23 protein-coding genes are annotated in these 23,679 nt (G+C 34.4%); 14 read left to right on the forward strand and 9 right to left on the reverse strand.

What is annotated here, in order from left to right; translation table 11 throughout:
* Window positions 1-24: 24 nt before the first annotated feature.
* Entirely contained in the window at window positions 25-1,518 is a 1,494-nt protein-coding gene (gene putP, locus H3S73_RS09370; protein ID WP_370528798.1) for a sodium/proline symporter PutP, read from the reverse strand.
* A gap of 262 nt (window positions 1,519-1,780) precedes the next feature.
* Here putP and nth point away from each other — a divergent pair, with 262 nt between their 5' ends.
* Both nth and smrB read left to right on the forward strand, forming a co-directional pair.
* Window positions 1,781-2,419 carry an endonuclease III gene (gene nth, locus H3S73_RS09375; protein ID WP_065738293.1) on the forward strand — a complete coding sequence of 213 codons (639 nt, stop codon included), beginning with the start codon at window positions 1,781-1,783 and terminating at the stop codon, window positions 2,417-2,419.
* A 7-nt stretch (window positions 2,420-2,426) separates the two neighbouring features.
* Window positions 2,427-2,969 (forward strand): endonuclease SmrB, encoded by a 543-nt coding sequence (gene smrB / locus H3S73_RS09380; protein WP_086325934.1) that lies wholly within the window; start codon window positions 2,427-2,429, stop codon window positions 2,967-2,969.
* Between the two features lie 627 nt (window positions 2,970-3,596).
* On the opposite strand, the gene cgtA is transcribed toward smrB, so the two are convergent.
* The 4 genes from cgtA to rplU all read right to left on the reverse strand — a co-directional run bounded on the left by cgtA (window position 3,597) and on the right by rplU (window position 6,396).
* Window positions 3,597-4,760, reverse strand: a complete 1,164-nt coding sequence (gene cgtA / locus H3S73_RS09385; protein WP_198236428.1) for an Obg family GTPase CgtA — start codon at window positions 4,758-4,760, stop codon at window positions 3,597-3,599.
* A complete protein-coding gene (locus tag H3S73_RS09390; RefSeq protein WP_039129751.1) occupies window positions 4,760-5,725 on the reverse strand; it encodes a DMT family transporter in 966 nt (321 codons plus the stop codon). The genes cgtA and H3S73_RS09390 overlap by 1 nt, the downstream gene beginning before the upstream one ends.
* An 86-nt stretch (window positions 5,726-5,811) precedes the next feature.
* Window positions 5,812-6,072 (reverse strand): 50S ribosomal protein L27, encoded by a 261-nt coding sequence (rpmA, locus tag H3S73_RS09395; protein WP_025314437.1) that lies wholly within the window; start codon window positions 6,070-6,072, stop codon window positions 5,812-5,814.
* Window positions 6,073-6,087: 15 nt separating this feature from the next.
* Entirely contained in the window at window positions 6,088-6,396 is a 309-nt protein-coding gene (rplU, locus tag H3S73_RS09400; RefSeq protein WP_025314436.1) for a 50S ribosomal protein L21, read from the reverse strand.
* A gap of 227 nt (window positions 6,397-6,623) precedes the next feature.
* Between rplU and narX the strand changes: the two genes are divergently transcribed.
* Both narX and narL read left to right on the forward strand, forming a co-directional pair.
* Window positions 6,624-8,432, forward strand: coding sequence for a nitrate/nitrite two-component system sensor histidine kinase NarX (gene narX, locus H3S73_RS09405; protein WP_198236427.1), 1,809 nt, complete (start codon window positions 6,624-6,626; stop codon window positions 8,430-8,432).
* Window positions 8,433-8,435: 3 nt separating this feature from the next.
* Window positions 8,436-9,089, forward strand: coding sequence for a two-component system response regulator NarL (narL, locus tag H3S73_RS09410; protein ID WP_084389920.1), 654 nt, complete (start codon window positions 8,436-8,438; stop codon window positions 9,087-9,089).
* A 148-nt stretch (window positions 9,090-9,237) separates the two neighbouring features.
* On the opposite strand, the gene cysG is transcribed toward narL, so the two are convergent.
* The 4 genes from cysG to nirB are packed head-to-tail and all read right to left on the reverse strand — an operon-like array spanning window position 9,238 to window position 14,300.
* Window positions 9,238-10,611, reverse strand: a complete 1,374-nt coding sequence (gene cysG, locus H3S73_RS09415; RefSeq protein WP_198236426.1) for a siroheme synthase CysG — start codon at window positions 10,609-10,611, stop codon at window positions 9,238-9,240.
* A gap of 38 nt (window positions 10,612-10,649) precedes the next feature.
* Window positions 10,650-11,417 carry a nitrite transporter NirC gene (gene nirC, locus H3S73_RS09420; RefSeq protein ID WP_086325929.1) on the reverse strand — a complete coding sequence of 256 codons (768 nt, stop codon included), beginning with the start codon at window positions 11,415-11,417 and terminating at the stop codon, window positions 10,650-10,652.
* Between the two features lie 23 nt (window positions 11,418-11,440).
* Window positions 11,441-11,773: a nitrite reductase small subunit NirD gene (gene nirD / locus H3S73_RS09425; RefSeq protein WP_039128913.1), complete on the reverse strand. Its 333-nt coding sequence runs from the start codon at window positions 11,771-11,773 to the stop codon at window positions 11,441-11,443.
* Window position 11,774: 1 nt separating this feature from the next.
* The gene (gene nirB / locus H3S73_RS09430) at window positions 11,775-14,300 is read right to left on the reverse strand and encodes a nitrite reductase large subunit NirB (protein WP_198236425.1); all 2,526 of its coding nucleotides are present in this window, start codon (window positions 14,298-14,300) and stop codon (window positions 11,775-11,777) included.
* A 302-nt stretch (window positions 14,301-14,602) separates the two neighbouring features.
* On the opposite strand from nirB, the gene H3S73_RS09435 reads away from it, so the two are divergent.
* The 10 genes from H3S73_RS09435 (at window position 14,603) to nagA (ending at window position 23,656) form a co-directional block, all read left to right on the forward strand.
* Window positions 14,603-15,103 (forward strand): MarR family winged helix-turn-helix transcriptional regulator, encoded by a 501-nt coding sequence (locus H3S73_RS09435; RefSeq protein WP_086325927.1) that lies wholly within the window; start codon window positions 14,603-14,605, stop codon window positions 15,101-15,103.
* 72 nt (window positions 15,104-15,175) lie between these two features.
* A complete protein-coding gene (locus H3S73_RS09440; RefSeq protein ID WP_198236424.1) occupies window positions 15,176-16,288 on the forward strand; it encodes an HlyD family secretion protein in 1,113 nt (370 codons plus the stop codon).
* Entirely contained in the window at window positions 16,285-17,454 is a 1,170-nt protein-coding gene (locus H3S73_RS09445; RefSeq protein WP_198227587.1) for an ABC transporter permease, read from the forward strand. The genes H3S73_RS09440 and H3S73_RS09445 overlap by 4 nt, the downstream gene beginning before the upstream one ends.
* A 394-nt stretch (window positions 17,455-17,848) precedes the next feature.
* Window positions 17,849-18,631 carry a transcriptional repressor AgaR gene (gene agaR / locus H3S73_RS09450; protein ID WP_086326018.1) on the forward strand — a complete coding sequence of 261 codons (783 nt, stop codon included), beginning with the start codon at window positions 17,849-17,851 and terminating at the stop codon, window positions 18,629-18,631.
* Window positions 18,632-18,680: 49 nt separating this feature from the next.
* A complete protein-coding gene (locus H3S73_RS09455) occupies window positions 18,681-19,844 on the forward strand; it encodes an SIS domain-containing protein (RefSeq protein ID WP_198236423.1) in 1,164 nt (387 codons plus the stop codon).
* 43 nt (window positions 19,845-19,887) lie between these two features.
* Window positions 19,888-20,376 carry a PTS N-acetylgalactosamine transporter subunit IIB gene (agaV, locus tag H3S73_RS09460; RefSeq protein ID WP_039129101.1) on the forward strand — a complete coding sequence of 163 codons (489 nt, stop codon included), beginning with the start codon at window positions 19,888-19,890 and terminating at the stop codon, window positions 20,374-20,376.
* 14 nt (window positions 20,377-20,390) lie between these two features.
* A complete protein-coding gene (agaW, locus tag H3S73_RS09465) occupies window positions 20,391-21,173 on the forward strand; it encodes a PTS N-acetylgalactosamine transporter subunit IIC (protein WP_198236422.1) in 783 nt (260 codons plus the stop codon).
* On the forward strand, window positions 21,163-22,059 hold the full coding sequence (locus H3S73_RS09470; protein WP_039129095.1) for a PTS system mannose/fructose/sorbose family transporter subunit IID: 897 nt from the start codon (window positions 21,163-21,165) through the stop codon (window positions 22,057-22,059). Before agaW ends, H3S73_RS09470 begins: the two co-directional genes overlap by 11 nt.
* A gap of 9 nt (window positions 22,060-22,068) precedes the next feature.
* Entirely contained in the window at window positions 22,069-22,506 is a 438-nt protein-coding gene (gene agaF, locus H3S73_RS09475; RefSeq protein ID WP_039129092.1) for a PTS galactosamine/N-acetylgalactosamine transporter subunit IIA, read from the forward strand.
* Window positions 22,496-23,656, forward strand: a complete 1,161-nt coding sequence (gene nagA, locus H3S73_RS09480) for an N-acetylglucosamine-6-phosphate deacetylase (protein WP_144092015.1) — start codon at window positions 22,496-22,498, stop codon at window positions 23,654-23,656. Before agaF ends, nagA begins: the two co-directional genes overlap by 11 nt.
* The last annotated feature ends 23 nt before the right edge of the window (window positions 23,657-23,679 follow it).

Genomic DNA, 23,679 nt, shown 5'->3' on the forward strand with positions numbered 1-23,679 from the left:
TTATATCTTATTTTAAATAATAATCTATTGTGTCTTGTTATGATAACGTTTATACGCTTGTTTGAAATGATCTTCCACTATTTCATTAGGTTTTTTATCAAAAAGGCTAAAAATAATAATGCCAATAGAAGCAAATAAAAATCCAGGAATAAGCGAATAAAGATTAAACCAATTAAAATTAATCCAAAGTAATACAGTTACTGCACCAATTATCATGCCGGCTAATGCTCCGTTACGTGTCATACGTGCCCAAAAAACAGAAAATACAATAATAGGACCAAATGCCGCACCAAAACCAGCCCATGCATGGCTTACCAAATCAAGTACACTGTTATTTGGATTAATCGCTAATAATATTGCTACAATTGATACAATTAGTACCATTATACGCCCGACCCAAACAAGTTCTTTTTGTTTTGCTTTTGGTCTAAAAAATGCGCGATAAAAATCTTCTGTTAATGCACTTGAACAAACCAACAATTGGCAACTTAGAGTACTCATAACCGCAGCTAAAATAGCAGCCAATAAAACACCTGCAATCCAAGGATTGAAGAGTAATTTTGACAATTCAATAAAAATACGTTCATGTTTACCATCATTGATTAGATAGGCTAAACCAGGGTTATGAGCAAAAAAAGCAATACCAAAAAAGCCAACAGTAATTGCGCCTCCTAAGCATAAAATCATCCATGTCATACTAATTCGACGAGCATTTTTCATTACATCATGCGAGTCTGCAGCCATAAATCTTGCCAAAATATGAGGTTGACCAAAATATCCAAGCCCCCATCCCAATAGTGAAATAATGGCAACAAAATCCATATGAGCAAATAAATTAACATAATCAGGATTAAGTGATTCAATATAATTCATTGCATCAGTAAATCCACCAGCGTTCACCATAACCATAATTGGGGTTAAAATAAGTGCAAACATCATCAAACTAGCTTGAATAGTGTCAGTCCAACTTACTGCTAGAAATCCACCGATAAATGTATAAGCTATCGTTGCTCCAGCCCCAGCTAACATTGCCCATCCATAACTCATACCAAATGTACTTTCAAATAACTTGGCTCCTGCAACTACACCTGAAGCGCAATAAATAGTAAAGAAAATAAGAATAATAATGGCTGAAATAATACGGAGTAATGAGCTTTTATCATCAAATCGGCGAGCAAAGTAATCGGGTAATGTTAATGAGTTATGGTTAATTTCAGTAAAAACACGCAGTCTTCCAGCAATCAGTAACCAATTTAGATATGCACCAATGATTAAACCAATTGCAATCCAACTTTGCGAAATACCAAATAAAAAAACAGCGCCAGGAAGCCCCATTAATAACCAACCACTCATGTCAGAAGCTCCAGCAGAAAGTGCTGTCACAACGCTACCGATACGACGTCCACCTAATATATAATCACCAAAGTTTTGTGTTGCGCGAAACGCAAAAAAACCAATTGCAATCATTCCTAAAATGTACACAGCAAAGGTGATAATCATTGGTAACGACATTTTTATAATATACCCTGTAAAATGAAATTTAAAATAGTTGGCTAGCTTACCATAAAAAACTTATGCTAAAAAGCAGGCGATTTATAGATATCTATAAACAAAAAAACTAAAGATAACCTGATGCTAATATTAAGAATATTTAATTTATATTTTAATAGCGATATATCTTCATCGGTATAAACTATTTAAAAACTAAATTTAACCTACAGATAAACCCTAAATTAGGGTATATAATAAATGACAAATTACTTTTTCATATAATCATTTTGTGAAACAATTAACTCGAATTCAGATTTTAGAAAGACTAAAAGAACATATTAAAGATCCTACAACTGAGCTTGTATACAAAACGCCTTTTGAATTACTCATTGCGGTTGTACTTTCAGCTCAAGCTACTGATATTAGCGTCAATAAAGCAACGAAACCATTGTTTGCTGTCGCCAATACTGCTGAACAAATTTTAGCCCTTGGCGTTGATAAATTAAAAGATTATATTCGCACAATCGGCCTCTATAATAGCAAAGCCGAAAACATCATAAAAACATGTAAAATATTAGTGGATAAGTATCAAGGACAAGTACCAGAAAATTTTGATTCACTTATTGCATTGCCTGGTGTTGGTCGAAAAACAGCAAATGTGGTACTAAATACCGCTTTTGGTTGGCCAACAATTGCGGTTGATACCCATATCTTTCGTGTCAGTAATAGAACGGGTTTTGCTCCAGGTAAAACAGTTGAGGCTGTTGAAGAAAAATTACTAAAGGTTGTTCCAGAAAAATATAAAATTAATTGCCACCATTGGTTAATTTTACACGGTCGTTATACTTGTATTGCTAGAAAACCCAGATGTGGTTCATGCGTAATCGAAGATCTATGCGAATTTAAAGATAAAATTTACCCTGAGTGAAAAAATAATGCTAAATAAATTCAAATTAACCCACGATGATATCAATTTATTTAAAAATAGCCTTGGAGATACCAAAAAGATAAAGCAAGATACTGTGCTCCACAAACCACAAAAACGCTCACAAAAAGTAATAGAAACCCAAAAACAGCAACATGAAAAAGTTAATACTGAGTTTTATTTTTCAGATGATTATCAACCACTATTACAAGAAGATCCTATTCGTTATAGTAGAGAAAATGCAGATCCTAACGAAGTCAAAAAATTACGACGCGGTTTTTATGAACCTGAATTTTTTTTAGATTTACATGGATTGACACAACGAGAAGCAAAAAAAGAGATAGCCGCGCTTATTGCTGCGTGTTTGCGAGAAAAAACACCATGTGCATGCATTATGTATGGACATGGAAAAAACATATTAAAAAAACAAACACCAATGTGGCTTGCTCAGCATCCACAAATTATTTGCTTTCATCAAGCACCGAAAGAATTTGGGGGCAATGCAGCATTACTCATTTTATTTGATATCAATGATCAATCAGCTAATAATTAATGATAACTAATTGAAACATATAAATGTAAATGTGATAGTCTCGCCAAATTTCTATAACTAATACAGGATTTGTAATAATTTGTAGCAGTATAAGTATATTACCAATGAGTAACGAAAATTGTATAGAGATTTAGCATCGATACCAAATGGAAGTTTTTACTATGAGTTTTTACTATCATTTATTACTACCATTAATCACTTTCATATAATATATGAGTAACATAAAAATGATTAAAAATAAGTTACTACTTGAATATAAACACTTATTGTCAATATGATTGAGGTTAAATTTTTACGTCTCAATACTCTAAATAGCATGAAAATAAAAAAGCCAGCCTAGGTAAACCAAGCTGGCAAACATTGGAAGCAATGTGAGCAATGTCATACTTCTTAGAAGTCTTTCGACGTTCTAACAAAGTACGAATTGATGATAATGATTCTCATTATTAAAAGCAAGCGTTTTTTTTGACTTTTTTAAAATAAATTTTTCATGAATTGTTTTACGAATTAGATCAATATCTAACCAAATAAAAAAACAAAAGAAACAAGTAGAGGCGGTAGCCTCTACTTGTAATAGATAATTTAATAAAGTAGTTAAGTTCAGTAGAATATAGAATAGAGACTTATTTATTTTTGATAGATGAACTCGACACCCTCTTCATCACTTTCGTCCCAATCATCAAAATCATCATCGTCAAAAGCTTCATCCATTGCTTGTTGGTGATAATCATCCCACATAAATTCTACTTTTTCAGGTGATGATTCTTCTTGTTCAGCTTCACGCGGATGAGCATTCATGTATTCCATCAAATCCCAACACAAAGCTTTTACACCCTCATGATTAACAGCTGAAATTAAATAATATTTGTCTTGCCAATCAAGTGCTTTGGCAATTTCTGCTGCACGCTTAGCGCTCTCTTCGGCGCCCAACACATCCATTTTATTAAATACTAACCAACGTGGTTTATTAGCTAATTTTTCACTATACTGATGTAATTCTTGAATAATTACTTTTGCATTTTCAATAGGATCAGTTCCATCAATAGGCGCTATATCAACTAAATGAACTAATACACGACAACGTTCAAGATGTTTTAAAAAACGGATACCAAGACCTGCTCCATCTGATGCACCTTCAATTAAACCAGGAATGTCAGCAACAACAAAGCTTTGTTCATTATCTATTCTTACTACACCCAAACTTGGAACTAAAGTTGTAAATGGATAATCAGCAACTTTTGGTTTAGCAGCAGAAACAGAACGAATAAAGGTTGATTTACCTGCATTCGGTAGACCTAACATACCCACATCTGCAAGTAACAATAATTCTAAAAGCACATCACGCTTTTCACCTGGAGTACCATCGGTTTTTTGTCTTGGGGCACGGTTTACCGATGATTTAAAACGAGCATTACCCAAACCATGGAATCCGCCCTTGGCAACTAATACTTTTTGCTGGTGATGTGTTAAATCACCGATAATTTCGCCTGTGTATTTGTCGGTAATACGTGTTCCAACGGGTACTTTAACGGTAATATCTTTACCGCGTTTACCTGTACAATCTGAACCTTGACCATTTTGTCCACGTTCTGCGCGATAATTTTTTTCAAATTGAAAATCAACTAATGTGTTTAAATTTTCATCAGCAATAAAAAATACATCACCACCATCGCCACCGTCTCCACCATCAGGTCCGCCTTTAGGTATATATTTTTCTCGACGAAAACCTACACAACCATTCCCACCATCGCCGGCTTCTACTCGGATTGAAGCTTCATCAACAAATTTCATTACTCTTCCCCTTTTTTCCGGTTAATTAGCCAACCTTTTCTTGGATGCCAAATATGGTGTCCAATAGTCGCAAACATAGCGCCTGCAACAACAGATACTGCACCAATATAACCTAAAATATTTAAATATTGCATAGCAAATTTTTCTGGCCAAATTAACGCAAACAAATCGGAAAATATTAGTGCAAATAAAGGCGTTAAAGTTGTTATAGCACTAACTTGTGCTGCTTGCCAGCGTTCCATAGCCATCACTAATGCACCATAAGCAATAATGGTATTTAAACCACAAAATATGATGGCAAACAATTGGGTACCATCCGCATTAGCTATCATGCTAGGTGATGCAAAAGGCCATAAAAATACAGCACAAATAAGGTAAATTAACCAAAGTAGCTGTTCCGCACGTAATTTTTGCAATAAAACTTTTTGAGCCAGCGCATAACATGCCCATGAAACCGAAGCAAGTAAAGCAAGCCATACACCAATGCCATATGTAGACATATTAGCAAAAAGATCAACAATATTTTTATTAAAAAATAGTCCTAATCCAATCAACAATATTGTTATACCAATGATTTGCGTTGACCTTAACCTTTCTTTAAAAATAAAAGCACTTGAAATCATAAATATTACAATACCCATTTGCCCAACAACTTGAGCTGTTGTGGCACTAAGATAGTGTACTGCAGTAGCAAATAATGCAAAATTGCCTAATAATCCAAATCCTGCAACCATCAACAAAATAAAACGACGACGTTTTTTAAAAATTGCTAAATTTGGAAATTGTTTTTTATATGCAAGCCAAATGGTAATACCAATTGCGGAAATAGAAAGTCGCGACCATGCTAAAGTTAGCGGGTCAATCACCACTAACGCATATTTCATTGCAATCGGCACTACGCCCCACATCACCGCAGTTAACATGGCTAATGCAAAACCTAATTTTACATTTTGCTGCTTTATCATATTGCAATTAATTTATGTGAATTTCAAGAAATGAAAAAAGCCCCACAATAACTGTGAGGCTTCTATAACGTCCAAACCGTTTTTAATTAACTGTTAGCAATTACACTAACATAACGACGGTTTTTAGGTCCTTTAACTTCAAATTTTACTTGTCCATCAATTAAGGCAAATAGAGTATGATCACGACCACAACCTACGTTAGTGCCTGGGTGGAATTGAGTTCCACGTTGACGAACTAGAATATTACCTGCAAGAACTTCTTGAGAACCATAACGTTTAACACCTAAACGTTTACTCTGGGAATCACGACCATTACGTGATGAACCACCCGCCTTCTTATGTGCCATTGTTCGATACTCCTATTAAGCGATTGCAGTGATCTTCACATCAGTAAACCACTGACGGTGACCTTGTTGTTTACGATAGTGTTTACGACGACGGAATTTAACAATCTTCACTTTGTCACCACGACCGTGCTCAACAATTTCTGCTTTAATTGTTGCACCTTCAACAAACGGAGCACCAACTTTGATGTCTTCACCATTTGCTACCATTAAAACTTTATCGAAAACAACTTCTGCACCTGTTTCGACTTCAATTTTTTCCAAGCGAACGACTTGTCCTTCGCTAACTCGGTGTTGCTTGCCACCACTTTGGAAAACTGCGTACATACTTAACTCCGCAATAAAAAACAGACGATTACTTGATTGAACATATATGTCTGTATGATTAATCTTATAGGGCGTGAATTTTACGCAAAATTTATGCTTGTTGCAAGCGCTGTTTACTAAAAGATCGCAAAAAGTTACAAAAAAGATCAGAGATATACTGCTTTCACGCTACAATAGTTATAAATTATTATTTATTTAAAATATTTGTAATCCTATAGAGTTTCAATATGTCGGGAAGAAAAGTTCGCTACAATGCCTCTATTACTAGCCGTTTAACACTACTTATGTTCATTTTAGGAGGTATTGCATTAGTAGCATTATCATTATCAATTAGAATCGCCAATGATACCAAAGGCAGTGCTTATATGATTAATCAGTTAGGGTTACTCAGAATGAAAAGTTATCAACTTTTGACAATTATCCCACTATCCCAAAATGATTATAATCATCTTAATATTTTTAAAGAGTTATCATCTTCCAAACAATGTTTACAATTATTTGAACATTACGGCTTAACCAATGAATTTAATCAATTGCAAAATGAGTGGATAAGCAATATAGCACCAAAAATACAACAAGCAAAAAAAAGTGATGAAGTAAAAAATGATATAGATAATTATGTTGATCTCACTAGTAACTTAGTACACAAAATTGATCAGAAAACAGAAAAACAGATCCATTATATTTTTCAGTTACAACTACTATTTATTGTCATTATCATACTTTCTTTGATTATCCAAATCTCCTATTTACGTCGCTATATTTTAGTTCCATGGCAAAAACTGATTGATATGGCAGAAGCGATCTCAAAGCATAACTTCAATAAACGTTTTAACATTCGGAAAAAAAAGAATGAATTTGATTTACTTGGGTTAGCTTTTAATAAAATGTCAGAACAAATAGAATCACAATATTTATTACTTGAACAACGAGTTGCCGAAAAAACATCTGAATTACAAAAGACCAATCAAATTATTTCTTTTCAATATTATGCAACTAAGCAACTACATACTTCAGAACCATTATGTGAGCGTTTTCTTAAAATATTACGAGAATTAGAAGAATTGGTGCCACTCTCGCAATTTCAAATTCGTTTTTATGAATCAGATAATCCAGAACATTATCAACAGATTGGTTATGATAACCAACAAAAATTACCCTATTGTCTTAATCCCAAATGTAATGCCTGTTTAACTCCCTCAAAAATTGATCAAAAAAATGGGGAGCAACGCCTTTGGTATCTTCAAGAAAATGGCGAAAAATATGGAATTTTATTTGCTATTCAACCCGCTGATGTCACACTCAGCATTGAACAAGAGAATCTAATTACTGGATTAATTGAACAAATGACCACAGCAATTATGCTTGATAGGCAAATTGAACAACAAAAACAATATTTATTAATGAAAGAGCGTTCAGCAATGGCGCGCGAATTACATGATTCGATAGCCCAATCGCTATCGTGTTTAAAAATTTACCTCAGTTGCTTACAGATGCAATCTGATTTGAATTCACCAACCAGCGTTGATTTACTCACTACTATGCGCAAAGAAGTCAATGTTACTTACTCGCAACTAAGAGAGTTAATCACTTCTTTTCGTTTACGTCTAAATCAAACAGGGTTTTATGCAAGCTTAGTTGAATTAGTAGAAGAGTTTAATGTCAAATTAAAATTTAATATTCAGCTTAAATATCAATTGCCTTTAAATATTATCAATAGTAAATATGCCTTTCATTTATTGCAATTTATTCGTGAAGCACTAAATAACGTATATAAACATGCAAAAGCTTCCAGTGTAATAATAAAATTAGAAATGGATAATAATCAGATTATTACACTAAATATAAAAGACAATGGAATAGGTTTTAAAAGTAAAATTAAACAAGATCACCATTACGGACTCATTATTATGCAAGATAGAATTGAGATATTAAATGGTAATTTAGTCATTGATAGTAAACCCAATAAAGGAACACGAATTGTGGTAACATTTAAAGCGATAAAAGCTATTCCATTAAAAATAATAGAAGAGTAACCGATGGAACAAATTAAAAGTTCAATATTACTTATTGACGATCATCCTATGTTAAGAAATGGTGTAAAGCAATTAATCCATACTGTCAATTATTTTGAAATAGTGGGTGAAACAGGTTCAGGAATAGAAGGGATTAAACTGGCTGAAGAGCTCGACCCTGATATTATATTACTTGATATTAATATACATGATGTCAATGGTTTAGATATTCTTCGAGTTTTGCGTGAAAAAAATATCTCTAGTCGTATCATTATGTTTACCGTATCGAATGCAAAAGAAGATATTATTACAGCGCTTAAAATAGGTGCTGATGGTTATCTATTAAAAGATATGGAACCAGAAGACTTTATCAAAGCATTACAAAATATTTCAATTGGTAAAGTAATAATGGATGATGCAATTTCGCATATTATTCTCAATTATATGCGTCACGGTGATGAACCGACAACAAAACCGATCCATGATGTCAGTCTTCTCACCCCTAGGGAGCATGAAATATTTCATTTATTAGTGCAAGGACTATCCAATAAATTAATAGCTAAAGATTTAGATATTGTTGAAAGTACGGTAAAAGTTCATATCAAAAGCATATTTAAAAAACTTAACTTTAAATCTCGCATGGAAATGACTGTGTGGTATTTACAAAGTAAAGAGTAGGTCTAGTGATCAAAGACAAATAATTCTCATCTATTTTATATAGAATAAAAATTATTGAAAATAAATTTGTTAAGGTTAAAAAATAAGATATTCTATAAATAATAGACAAGTATATGACTAATAGTTAACATTTACTTGCCTATTTATATTAATGGTTAGAAAACCAATTTAATTTTTCACGCAGTGCAACCACTGGCCCAATAAGAACCAAACTCGGACTATGCGCTTGCAAAGCCAGATTTGCTAAATCGCCCAACAAACCGGTAATGACTCTTTGCTTAGTACTTGTTCCCTCCTCGATAATAGCAATAGGGGTTTGAGCATTCATACCATGTTTAATTAATTGATTACTGATATTTTCCGCTTGAGAAAGCCCCATATAAAAAACTAACGTTTGTTTTTCTGCTGCTAAGCTTTGCCAATCCAAATGATTACCATTTTTTAAATGTCCTGTAACCAAACGTACACTATGAGCATAATCACGATGTGTTAGAGGTATGCCACTGTATGCGGAGCAACCAGAAGCGGCAGTTATACCTGGCACGACTGAGAAAGGAATATTAGCATTAAATAAAGCTTCAAGTTCCTCTCCACCACGACCAAAAATAAAAGGGTCTCCTCCTTTTAAGCGTACTACACGTAGCCCTTTTTGAGCTTGTTCTAACAAGAGTTGGTTAATTTGTTCTTGTGAAACACAATGATATCCCACTCGTTTACCAACAAAAATACGCTGAGCATCACGACGTACAAGGTTCATAATTTCATCTGATACTAATCGATCATAAACAATAATATCAGCTTGTTGAATTTGCTGTAGTCCTTTTAATGTTAGTAAACCCGCATCGCCTGGTCCAGCGCCAACTAAAACAACTTCTCCGCGATCATCAAGTGACATATCAAATAATTCATTAGTCAATAATTCAACACGTTCTGAATCATTATTAGCAATAGCTTGTGCTAGCCTATCATGGTTAAATAACTTTTCCCAAAATCGACGACGTTCTGTCAATGTTTTATAACTTAGTTTAACTTTATTACGTAAATAACCGGCATATCGCGCTAATTTACCTAAATGTTGCGGTAAAATAGCCTCTAATTTTTCACGTAATAATCGTGCTAAAACAGGTGCATGTCCCGCGGATGAAACCGCTACCATAATTGGTGAACGGTCGATAATTGAAGGCATAATAAAACTAGCATCTTTTGGAGAATCAACTACATTACAAAAAATACGTCGCTTTTCAGCTTCAATACTTACTAGTTGGTTAGTTTTATCACTATCAGTCGCAGCAATAACCAGCCATTTATCATCTAGTAATTCCGCTTTAAATTCATCTTGGACTAACGTTAATTGTTTTTGATCTTGCCAAACCAAAAATTGTTGGCTAAAAGTGACGGCATTAACAGTGATACTAGCCCCAGCTTCAAGCAACAAACGAGCCTTACGTTCAGCAATTTCACCCCCCCCAACTAATAAACAATGGCGATTTTGTAGTTTACAAAATAGAGGAAAATAATCCATAACACTTTCATTCCTGCACTTTAACTATGTAATTGGCGCTAAGGGCGTTCTGATTTAGGCGTTGCATACCAATATCCTAACCCCATAAAAATAGCCCCAGAAACAATATTACCTAATGAAACCCATAATAAATTATGACCTATGCCAGCTAATGTATAATTATCACTATGGTTACCAAACCAAGACAAAGAAAAAAGTGTCATATTGGCAACCGAATGTTCATAACCACAGGCAATAAAAGCCAGTAAACACCACCAGATAGCAATAAATTTCGCTGAACCTTCAACACGATTAGCCATCCAAATAGCTAAACATACTAACCAGTTACATAATATACCACGAAAAAATAACGCACTAGCGGACGCTGATGTTTTAGCTAACGCAGCGCTATGCACTAAACTAGTATCAGTTGATAGTAAAGGAGTTGCAGCATAAAAGTAAATTATTGCAACAAAAATCGAACCTAGCAAATTTCCTAACCAAGTTTGTGGTAATACAAACCACATTTGTTTATGAGTAATACTTTTACATTTCACACCAAAGGTTAAAAACATGGTATGTCCCGTAAATAACTCGGAACCGGCAATCACGACTAATGTTAAAGCAATCCCAAACGTTGCCCCCATTAATAATGGTCTTAAAGCAGGATCAATTAAATTACCAAGCGTAAAAATAAGAATAATACCAAGCCCAACATATGCACCAGCCATAGCTGAACTTAACCAAAATCCTAATGGATTAGATTTTGCAAATTGAACAATGCGTGCCGCATTAGTGGCACATTTATTGATAGTATCGGTATACATAACAAAGTTATCCTTTCAAATTTTTAATCCGCTTTTACTTGTACAGAGCCATCATCATTCACTTTTACTTCATAATGAGGGACAGAATTATTCTCATCATCGTAACAATAACCATCTTTTAAACGAAAACGCTGTTTTTTAAGTGGGCTAGCGACCCATAATTCATCATTATGCTGACCAATAATGCCACGAGACAACACACTAGCATCAGCAAAAGGATCAATGTTACTTATCGCGTAAAGTTCGTTGGAGTGGTAAGGACGAAAGATCGCTACATGCGCTTTCCCAACTAACGCACAAACACCTGTCTCTGGCAGAATATCCTCTATTTTACAAACAGTTATCCAATCACTCATATTATTGCTCCTCTGATATTGCATAGCGTTCATGTAAACTCGCTGGGCGATGTTGATTACGCTCAGAAATAAACTGGACATTTTCATCGCGTTTATTACTATTGATGAAGTGAGCAAATCGATGTTGATTTTCAGGATGTTCAATTGTCTGCTTCCATTCACATACAAATAAACTTCGTAAGCGAGTCATTTCTGTTTCTAGTTCATCATTAATACCAAGTTTGTTATCAATAATCACACTGCGTAAGTAATCAATACCCCCTTCCATATTTTCAAGCCAAACAGACGTACGTTGTAATTTATCTGCGGTACGAATATAGAACATAATAAAACGATCGAGATATTGAATTAAGGTATCTTTATCTAAATCAGCTGCCAATAAATCAGCATGACGAGGCTTCATTCCGCCATTACCACAGACATATAAATTCCACCCTTTTTCGGTAGCAATTACCCCAATATCTTTACCTTGTGCCTCAGCACATTCGCGAGTGCAACCTGATACACCTAATTTAAATTTATGAGGTGCACGAATACCTTTATAACGGTTTTCTAACTCAACGCCAAAACCAACACTATCACCTACACCAAAACGACACCATGTGCTACCTACACAGGTTTTAGCCATTCGTAATGCTTTAGCATAAGCATGGCCACTTTCAAACCCTGCATCAATTAATTCTTTCCAAATAGCTGGTAAATCATCTTTTTGTGCACCAAAAAGACCAATACGCTGTGAACCAGTAATTTTAGAGTAAAGGTGATATTTTTGAGCTATTTTCCCTATGGCGATCAATCCTTCAGGGGTAATTTCACCACCAGCACTACGTGGAATAACCGAATAAGTACCATTTTTTTGAATATTGCCGAGGAAGATATCATTACTATCTTGCAGAGGGATTAGATCTTGTCGCAAAATATAATCATTCCAACATGAAGCTAATAACGAAGCAATTGTTGGTTTGCATATTTCACAACCATAACCAATACCATGTTTATCTATCACTTGCTTAAATGTTTTCAATCCTTCAACCCGAATCAGATGATATAATTCTTGGCGAGAATATTTAAAATGCTGGCAAAGGGCGTGACTAACTTCTATACCTTGTTTTGCTAGTTCTGTATTTAAAATTTGTGTAACCAGCGGTATACACCCCCCACAGCCTGTACCTGCTTTAGTTTGAGCTTTAATGGCAGCTACAGTATGGCAACCAGCATGAATGGCATTGATGATTTTTTCTTTAGTAACATCAAAACAGGAGCAGATTTGTGCAGAATCTGGCAATGCCTCCACACCCATTGTTGGCTTAGAACCGGCATGTTCAGGCAAAATCAATGTATCAGGGTGTTCTGGTAGATCCATATTATTGAGCATTATCTGTAATAAATTGCTGTAATCTTTAGTATCTCCTACTAATACCGCACCCAATAATTTTTTATTATCATTAGAAACAACTAATTTTTTGTAAACAGGTATATTTTCATCTAAATATATATAACTACGGCTACCGACCGTTTTGGCTTTGGCATCGCCAATACTACCTACATCAACGCCCATCAGTTTCAGCTTAGCACTCATATCAGCACCATCAAATGGAATATTGCCGCCAAGTAAATGCACAACGGCAATTTGCGCCATTTTATACCCTGGAGCAACTAAGCCAAAGACTTTACCTTGCCAACATGCACATTCGCCAATAGCATATATATCAGGATCAGACGTTTGACAATAATCATTGATGACAATGCCCCCTCGAGCACCAATGTCTAACTGACAATCACGCGCTAACTGATCATTAGCTCGAATGCCAGTGGAAAAAACAATAAAGTCGATTTCTAGTGATGTACCATCAACAAATTGCATTACTTTACCTTGTGGTGTATGCAAAATTTCTTGAGTGTTTTTGCTGGTATGGACACTAACGCCCATTTCTTCAATTTTATGGCGCAATTGTTCGCCACCTATCATGTCAAGCTGCTCAGCCATTAAAACGTTTGCAAACTCAACCACATGGGTTTGTATGCCTAAATTTTTAAGTGCTCCTGCAGCTTCAAGTCCGAGTAAACCACCTCCGACTACGGCACCCGTTTTACAATGACTAGCACATTGTGCAATAGCGTCTAAATCTTCAATCGTGCGATAAACAAAACAATCCGCACCATCAGCACCTTTAATTGGGGGAACCCAAGCATAAGAACCTGTCGCTATAATTAACTTGTCGTATTCAACAATTCGCCCAGTCTGTGAATGCACCTGTTTAAGTTGACGATTGATCAATATCACACGTTCATTTAGTAAAATATTGATGTGATGTTCTTCATAAAATCCTTCTTGAACAAGCGATAATCCTTCAGCAGTAAAGTCTGAGAAGTAAGAGGAGAGATGAACCCGATCATAAGCGACCCGAGGTTCTTGACAAAAAATAGTAATATTGAACTGATCAGACTGCATTTTGTCGATAATTTCTTCGACAAAACGATGTCCAACCATCCCATTACCAATGATAACGAGATTGGTTTTACTCATACAAAAGCTCCAATTTATTCTAATTTAAATAATCAAATTTGAGACTATTCCCATTGTATGAAACTTTATACAGAATATAACTACTCTCAAGGGTTACTACTAAAGTAGTAATTTTAAACAATATTATTTAATATCATTATGTTATGGCAATTGAACATATAAGTAAAATTAAAAATGTTATAACACTCTTAAAAATGCGCTTATTAATTAATCGTTAACAGATATAAAAAACCAGTGAAAATGATTGCCAATTAATATTAAATCAGTATAATTAGCCGACTAATTAAATTGAGTAATGATAATTGAATTATAAGTCAAGAAAGCTTCCATCTCGTGAGACAATAGCACGAGCACAAAGATTTAATGATGATATCATTGACGTATCTGGTGTTGACCTAGTTTTAAGTTTGATAACAACAGCTGATTTGATCCGTTCAAATATTTATGCACAACTTACTAAAGATTATGATGTTTCTGAAGGTAAGTTTGCTTTGTTAATGTCATTATATTCAGAAGGTGAAACCAGTGCTGGCGATCTCGCACTCCGTATAGGGGTAACTCCGGCAACCGTATCGGTTATGGTTAAGCGGATGTTAACCGTATCAAATCCATTAATATCCATGACAAAAAACGATGAAGATGGTCGTTCACGTTTGATAACTTTGACAGAAGCAGGAATAACACTTATTCAAAATGCATTACCCGATCACCTTAAATCGATTCGTGCTTTTGCGCAGGTACTAAACTCGCAAGAACAAGAATCTTTAATACTTATGTTGCGTAAATTATTACGAAATAGCTGATTTCAATGAAATTGAAGTCATTCTTTTTAATTAAATAATTAGCTGACTAAATAAATGGAAAATAAGCTGTATATGAAAAAAAATGTCAAAATTCCTGTTATCTTTTTACTTCTTCTATTTTTTGGATCATTTTTAATCTTTTTGGGCTCCCGCAATGATGCTGTAACAGTTGCGAAAAGCATTAAATCAGGAGTGTTAACTGCTGATGAAATTAATGTTGCCTTTCAAAATGTAGGAGGTAAAGTCATTAAGCGATTTGTGGAAGAATCACAGATGGTTAAAAAAGGGGATCCTTTAATGCAATTAGAGGACGTTGATACAAAATTGGCAATTGATCGTTTACAAGCATTGGTTGATAGCCAAAGAGCTGCAGTTAATCAAGAACAAGCTGCAATTGTAATCACTGAAAACGAAACCAATCTTTCTGAACTATCGACTTGGCGTAAAATTGAAGAAGTTAAAGCAAGTTTAGAAGCGGCGAAATCTGCTAGAAATTTGGCTAGTACGGAGTTTGATCGTCAAACACAATTACGTAAAACAGGTGGAAACTCACAATCACAACTTGATAATGCTCGTAATGCTTTTGTTGTAGCCAAAATGCAAGTAATCCAAATTGAAAGCCAATTATCAACATTAATGATTGGTGCTACACCTGAACAAGTCAGTCAATTTGAAAAAACGCAAAATGCTACTGGCATGTCACTACAATCGATTACAATTGCAAGACAAAAGCTTGAAAATCGCCAAAATCAATTAGCACAGCTCAAGGCACAGTTAGCTCAAGGCGAAGCTGATTTAAAACAATTGCAAATCAATTACCAAAGACTCACATTAAAAGCACCTGAAGATGGTAAAGTTTTAAAACTGATGTTTGAAGATGGTGAATTGGCACCAACAGGCGCGCCCGCTGTACTGTTAGAAACCGATCGTAAATATATCGACATTTATGTAAATGAAAAAATGGTCAATGACTACCAACCAGGTACAACTGTTACAGCAAATGCGATTGCTTTGGATAAAGAAGTAAAAGGTAAGGTTCGTTTTGCAACAGCAGCACCATCTTTTGCTGATTTACGCATGACTCGAGAACGCGGTCAAGCTGATTTAACATCTTATCAAGTCAGAATATATATGGAATCAATTCCAAAACTATTAACCGGAATGACACTTGAGGTTAAACAATGATGCAAAACATCATTAAATCTATTCAAGAAGAGCTTGATGCAATGTTATCAGGCCACTTTATCCCGTATTACAAAGTTGCTATAGGGTTAGCCGCTATTGTTGCGCTTATTTTCTCTATTGTACTCAGTCATGGTTCGGTATTTGAAGGTAAAATTGCAGTTATAGACCTTGATGGTTCTAATTATTCGACTGAATTAATTAGTAAAATAAATACTTCTTCTTACATTGAAGTTTCTGAAGTCATCAGATCGCCTGTTAATCCTATAACTTTAGTTTCTCATGATCGTAATTTAGGTGTTTTATATATTCCTAAAGGGTTAGAAAAGAGCTTAAAAAGAGGAGACCAGACTGTTCGTTTAGGTTACTTTTCAGATGACACGAATGAAGCCCAAAATGCTAAAGTACTTCAAAATCTCAACGAATATATACCTGAATTAGGTGCAGAACTGAGTGTGGGTAAAGTTTCGTCATTGGGGTTGGGTCGAGAAGGCACTGAAGCCACTTTATCACCTATGCAGCTAAAATCCCGTAATCTATTTAATCCAGCAAGTTCATCAACAATTTCAACCATCATCTATTTTGTTTACTTTTTCTCATCTTTAACATATGGGTTAACATCATTGATGATTATAGGTCGTTTAAAAATTACTGGATTGTGGAATACCGTTTTAGAAAGAGGCTTTGTCGCTTTATTAGCAAGAACAATACCTTATGCATTATTTTATACTACCGGATTAACATTGATTACCGCAGTACTTGTTTTATTCGGACAATTACGTTTTGATGGTAACTACTTCGTGTTTGTACCGAGTATATTTATGACTGGACTCGCATTTGGTTGGTTAGGTTTTTTACTTTCTTGGAAAACCAATAATCCAGGTGAAGGTGCAAGTAAAATGATATTTTTAGTACCTCCAGGTTTTATTATGGGGGGATCAACAATGGCTGTAGGTATTATGCCAATCTGGGCTTATTATGTTAGCCATGCTTTCCCTTTAGTTTGGTTATTCCGTTTTTTCCGTGATATCGCTATGCGTGGTCGTTCACTCATTGATATGATGTCCACATATGGGATGTTTATTATTTATTTAACCGTTATTGCATTTGTTGTAATGATAGTTTTTAACCAAGTTAAAAAACCTGCTGCACAGCCAGAATTGAATTAAAAAATACAAGTTATTGAAACTATAATATGGTTTCAATAACTTCCCATCCTCGATTTTTTATTTAAATAATTTTTCACGTTAAATCTCTCCAAAATTATCATTATTTCAAATCTAATGATCAAATTTGTGATAGACATCACTTTATAAAATGAAATTATATACTTTCATTTCTTATTCAAATAATTTTTCATCTTTTCATTAACCATTTGAATAAAAATAATAATAGTTTTTTATCTAAAATATAATTTTATTTTTATTCTTTCATTTCGTTTCAAATGAAATGATTTTTAGGTTTTTCTATGCATAATCTGTTTTGTGACTTATTTATCATTTTCAATCCCTTACACGTGTTCAAATTTAATAACAAAATGAAAGATTAATAAGTTGTAACTTTATGACTAATGAAATTATGAACACTCTTGAACGTCGAGAAAAAATTATTCATTTACTGGGTAAAGAAAATACCGTGTCTGTGAATAAATTGAGCAAACTTTTTAAAGTCTCTACAGTCACAATTCGTAATGATCTTCGCCATTTAGAGCAAAAAGGCTGTGTATTACGCTCTTATGGAGGAGCAATGATAAATAAAACTTTTGCTTTTGATAGACCTTTATTTGATAAAAGCCGCATTAATTCAATTATAAAAAATAAGATTGCTAAAAAAGCAGCCGAAATGGTAAATGACGGCGATCGAATTATTCTCGATTCAGGTTCAACAACCGCTGCAATGGTGCCACATTTAGGTAAAAAACAGAATTTAGTCGTTTTTACAAATGCGATTAACATTGCTTATGAATTATCAATCAATACAAATATTGAGGTGATTATTGCTGGCGGCAATATTAGAAAAAAAGCTTACTCTATTTCAGGTTCTACTGTTGAGCAACAATTAAAAATGTACCATTTTAATAAATTATTTTTAGGTGTTGATGGATTTGATCTCAATGCAGGTATTACAACTCCAAATTTTGGTGAAGCTTCAGTTAATAGAGTAATGTGCCAAGTCTCTGAACAAATTATTGCAGTAACAGACTCAACAAAATTCGGTCGAAAAAGTTTCTGCACGATAGAAAAAATTAATCTTATTAACACTCTAATCACTGATTCAAAAATATCCAAAGACCATTTAATGCAATTACATTCACTAGGAATTAATGTGGAAATTGCAGATACATAAATGATCTCATTTTTAACCATATCATTATTCAAAAGGCAGGATCGAAATTATGCAACAGTATTTAAATTATTCATTAGATTGGCTAAAAAAACACGGCGCAGAACATACTGCTAAAGAAATCTGTCAACAACCTAAAATTTGGCGTGATTTATTACAATTAATTGAACAAAACAGAGCTCAATTACAAACATTTTTAGAACCTTTACTGGCGGATCCAAATTTAGAAATTATTTTGACTGGGGCTGGATCATCAGCTTTTGGGGGCGTAGCGCTTGCACCTTGGTTAAGAGAGCATACCCATCGAAATGTTCATGCCTATGGTACAACTGAAATTGTTGCTGACCCACTACAATATCTTTCACCAAATAAAAAAACATTAATGGTGTCATTTGCTCGTTCAGGCAATAGTCCTGAAAGTGTGGCAACAGTTAAATTAGCAGATCAACTAGTTTCTGATTGTCATCACTTATTTTTAATATGTAATCCAAACTGTGCTTTAACCGATTATGCGACTAATAACAATTCATCAAACCGTATTCTTCCACTGGTTATGCCAGAAGGTGCTCATGATTTAGGTTTTGCTATGACGTCAAGTATTAGTAGTATGATACTTGCAACATTACTCCTTTTGGGAAATATTGATCATGTAGAAGCACATGAGGCAGTAATGGAAATTGCTAATATTTGTGAACAAAAAATAGAAAGTTGGCAGAAAATAACTAAACAATTAGCACATAAAAACCATGAAAGAGTTATCTATGTCGGTAGTAGTTGTTTTACTGGTATCGCCCAAGAGTCTGCATTAAAAATTCTTGAATTAACAGCGGGTAAAATAGCTTCTCGATTTGATTCTATTTTAGGCTTACGCCATGGTCCTAAATTCATGATTAATTCACAAAGTTTAGTCATCTGTTTCTTCTCTAACGATCATTATATTAATCAATATGACACTGATTTATTAAATGAATTAGTTAATGACCATATCGCAATGGATGTACTTGCGTTAAGCGGAAAAAATAGTACCGATAAACAAAATATACTTACAGTAAATAGTAATTTTGCGGATTGCTGGCTGATCTTCCCATATCTTGTTTTTGCCCAGATGCTCGCATTTGAAAAATCATTAAATCATGGATTAACGCCTGATAATCCTTGTCCAACAGGTGAAGTTAATCGAGTGGTAAAAGGCGTTACTATTTACCCATTTGACTAAATTTAAAGTATCCCATTATCACAAAACGAAGGATGTAAAACATATGAGCACTCCAAATATTCTTATGACACGCATTGATAATCGCTTAGTTCATGGTCAAGTTGGTGTAACTTGGGTCAATGCACTTGGGGCTAATTTATTATTAGTTGCTAATGATAATGCTGCACAAGATCCTGTTCAACAAAATCTTATGGATATGGTTATCGCAGAAGGAATACAAACCCGTTATTTTACTTTACAAAAAACCATCGACATTATTGGCAAAGCAGCAGAACGACAAAAAATATTTATTGTTTGTAAAACACCACAAGATGTTTTAACTCTCGTTAAAGGAGGCGTACCTATCAAATTTGTTAACGTAGGTAATATGCATTTTTCGGAAGGAAAAAAACAAATTCATAAAACAGTATCTGTTGATAAAGAAGATATCGTTGCTTTTAAAGAACTTGAACGATTAGGTGTAACGTGTGAGATTCGCCGTGTACCAGATGAGGCTGGTGAAAAAATAATAGATCTAATTGATCAATCCTAACCTAGGAGCAAACTATGTTAATCGATGCATTATTAATTGGATTACTAGCAGGTATCGCTGGTGTAGATTTATTCGATGGTCTAACTCATTTACATAGACCTATTGTAATTGGTCCTTTAGTGGGATTGATTTTAGGTGATATAAAAACAGGATTATATGTTGGTGGTTCATTAGAACTTGTTTGGATGGGAATGGTACCATTGGCTGGAGCACAACCACCTAATGTTGTTATTGGCGGCGTAATTGGTACAAGTTTTGCAATTTTAACTCATGCCGATCCTAAAGTTGCCATTGGTATTGCCGTTCCATTTGCTATAGCGGTACAAGGTTGCATCACTATTTTATTTACTATCTATTCACCAATGATGCACAAATGTGATCGCTATGTTGATCAACTTAATTTCAAAGGTATTGAGTGGGTCAATTACCTTGGCATGATTATCCTGTTTTGCTTTTATTTCATTTTCGCATTTTTACCAATTTACTTTGGTGCTGATGTAGCAACAGATTTAGTAAAAAAATCACCACAATGGTTACTTGATGGATTAAGCGTTGCCGGTGGAATGATGCCCGCGATCGGTTTTGCTATGTTAATGAAAATTATGATGAAAAAAACCTATATTGCCTATTTCATTTTAGGTTTCCTTGGCGTGACATACCTTAACTTACCAATATTAGCAATTGCATTAGGCGCTTTAGCAATTGCAATGATTGATTTCTTTAATTATAGCCGAGTTAACAACGACAATGACAAATCAGTACGGGCAAGTTCTGTGGAGGTAGAAGATGGGATTTAATGACGAAAATGATAAAATAATGGCTGCTAAAGCAGAAAAACGCATGGAACAAGCACTAGCAACAAGCAAAGTATCAACCGATACTTATATTGATCAAAGCCAAAATGTAGCATTAACTAAAGTTGACATTAATCGAATGGCATTTCGTTCCTTAGCTCTACAAGCTTCGTTCAATTATGAACGTATGCAAGCTGGTGGTTGGCTTTATACTATTTTACCTGCGCTAAGAAAAATTCATAAAAATTCAGATGACTTAAAAAACTCTATGCATATGCATATGGAGTTTATCAATGTCCATCCTTTCGATGTTACCTTTTTGTCTGGTTTAGTTTTAGCTATGGAAAAAGGCAAAGAAAATATTTCAACAATTCGTTCAGTTAAAGTTGCCTTAATGGGGCCTTTAGGTGGTATTGGTGATGCATTATTTTGGTTAACATTGTTGCCTATTTGTGCTGGAATTGGTGCTTCATTAGCACTAGAAAATAGTTTTTTTGGTCCAATAATTTTTTTATTAATGTTTAATTTAGTCCATTTTGGATTACGTTTTGGTCTTGCTCATTATGGTTATCATGCTGGTACTAGCGCATTACCCTTATTGAAAACCCATACCAAACGCATTTCACATGCAGCATCAATTGTCGGCATGACAGTTATTGGTGCACTTGTAGCCTCTTATGTACATTTATCCACACCATTAGAGATTAATGCCGGTAAGGCTCATATTGCTTTACAAACTGATGTTCTAGATAAACTTATGCCAAATTTATTACCATTAGGATTTACATTAATTGTCTATTATTTAATGAAACGTAATTTCTCACCTGTAAAATTAATTGGTTTAACCGTGGTAATTGGCATATTAGGTAAATTAGTTGGATGCTTATAGAGGTTAGTTATGTTGGGTATCATTTTAACAGGCCATGGTAGCTTTGCTACCGGCCTTTATGAAGCGGTAGTACAAATTATTGGAAAACAAGCACAATTTACTGCTATTAATTTCCCTGATGGGATGAGTAGTGAAGTGTTAGAGCAACAACTGACTGATGCGCTAAAAAAGTGCGATAAAGGTGATGGCGTAATATTTTTTACTGATATTTTAGGTGGTTCTCCATTTCGATTATCTGCAATGTTAAGCTATCAATTTAATAATGTTGAGATAATTAGTGGTACCAATTTACCTATTTTATTAGAAATGTTATTACAACGAGATGAATTAGATGCTGAAAGTTTCCGTCTGAGAGCATTAGATATTGCAAAATCTAGCATAACCAGTTTATGGGATGAAAACATCAAAAAATCAATTGATAAAAAGGAATATTCAGATGGAATTTGAAACAATACATGCTAAGCAAATTCTAACCCCCGTTGGTTGGTTAGAAAATGCAATGGTTACCATTAAAAATGGGAAGATTATAAAAATTGAACAAACAAATAAGATTTTTTCAAATAATATCAAGGTTTTACCTGCACTAATAGATACCCATATTCATGGCGTAATGGGCGCAGATACAATGGATGCAACCCATGAAGCTCTTAATACAATGAGCAGTTTCTTAGCACGACATGGTATTGGTGCTTTTTTAGCTACAACCGTTACAGAAAGTCATGAAAAAATTGAGTCAGCATTAATACAAGTAAAACATAGCATAAAGCAAGGAGTCGCTGGTGCAACTTTATTAGGTTCATATCTAGAAGGACCTTTTTTTAATGCTGTACATAAAGGAGCACATCCAGAAACGCTACTACATGCCCCAGATCGCAACCTTATAGAAAAATGGTTAGATCTTGCTGAGGGCACATTAAAGTGTATAGCTCTTGCTCCAGAGTATCCAAATGCATTAGAAATTATAGAATGGTTACGTTCAATAAATATCAGGGTAATGATTGGACATACCAATGCGGACTATCAAACAACAAAAGCGGCACTACTTGCTGGTGCAAGTGGTGTAGTACATTGTTATAACGGCATGTCAGGTTTGCATCATCGTAATCCTGGCGTAGTTGGAGCAGCCCTAACAATAGATAATTGTCAAACTGAAATTATCATAGATGGTCATCATGTACATCCTGCAGCAGTTAATATTGCCCATAAATGTTGTGGGAAAAACTTATTATTAATTAGCGATGCAATGAGAGCAACAGGGATGTCTGATGGTGATTATCAATTGGGTAAATTAAAAGTACATGTACAAGATCATGTTGTACGTACAGAAGATGGGGGATTAGCAGGAAGTACTCTAACGATAAATCGTGCAGTTACCAATCTTGCCGATTATGCGAATATTTCATTTGAACAAGCGTGGTTACATGGTAGTTCTTATCCAGCAAAAGCATTAGGTATAGATCATTACTTGGGTGATATTGCTGTTGGAAAACAAGCTAATCTAGTTCTATTAAATGCGAATAATCAACTAATGGCAACTATTGTAAATGGTAATATTGTTTATCAAACATCAGCAGATCTTACCGATATTTTGATTTAAAAATCCATAAACTTTTTTATCAA

It is taken from the genome of Gilliamella sp. B14384G12, assembly GCF_016101825.1.
In the GTDB taxonomy this organism is placed as follows: domain Bacteria; phylum Pseudomonadota; class Gammaproteobacteria; order Enterobacterales; family Orbaceae; genus Gilliamella; species Gilliamella apicola_N.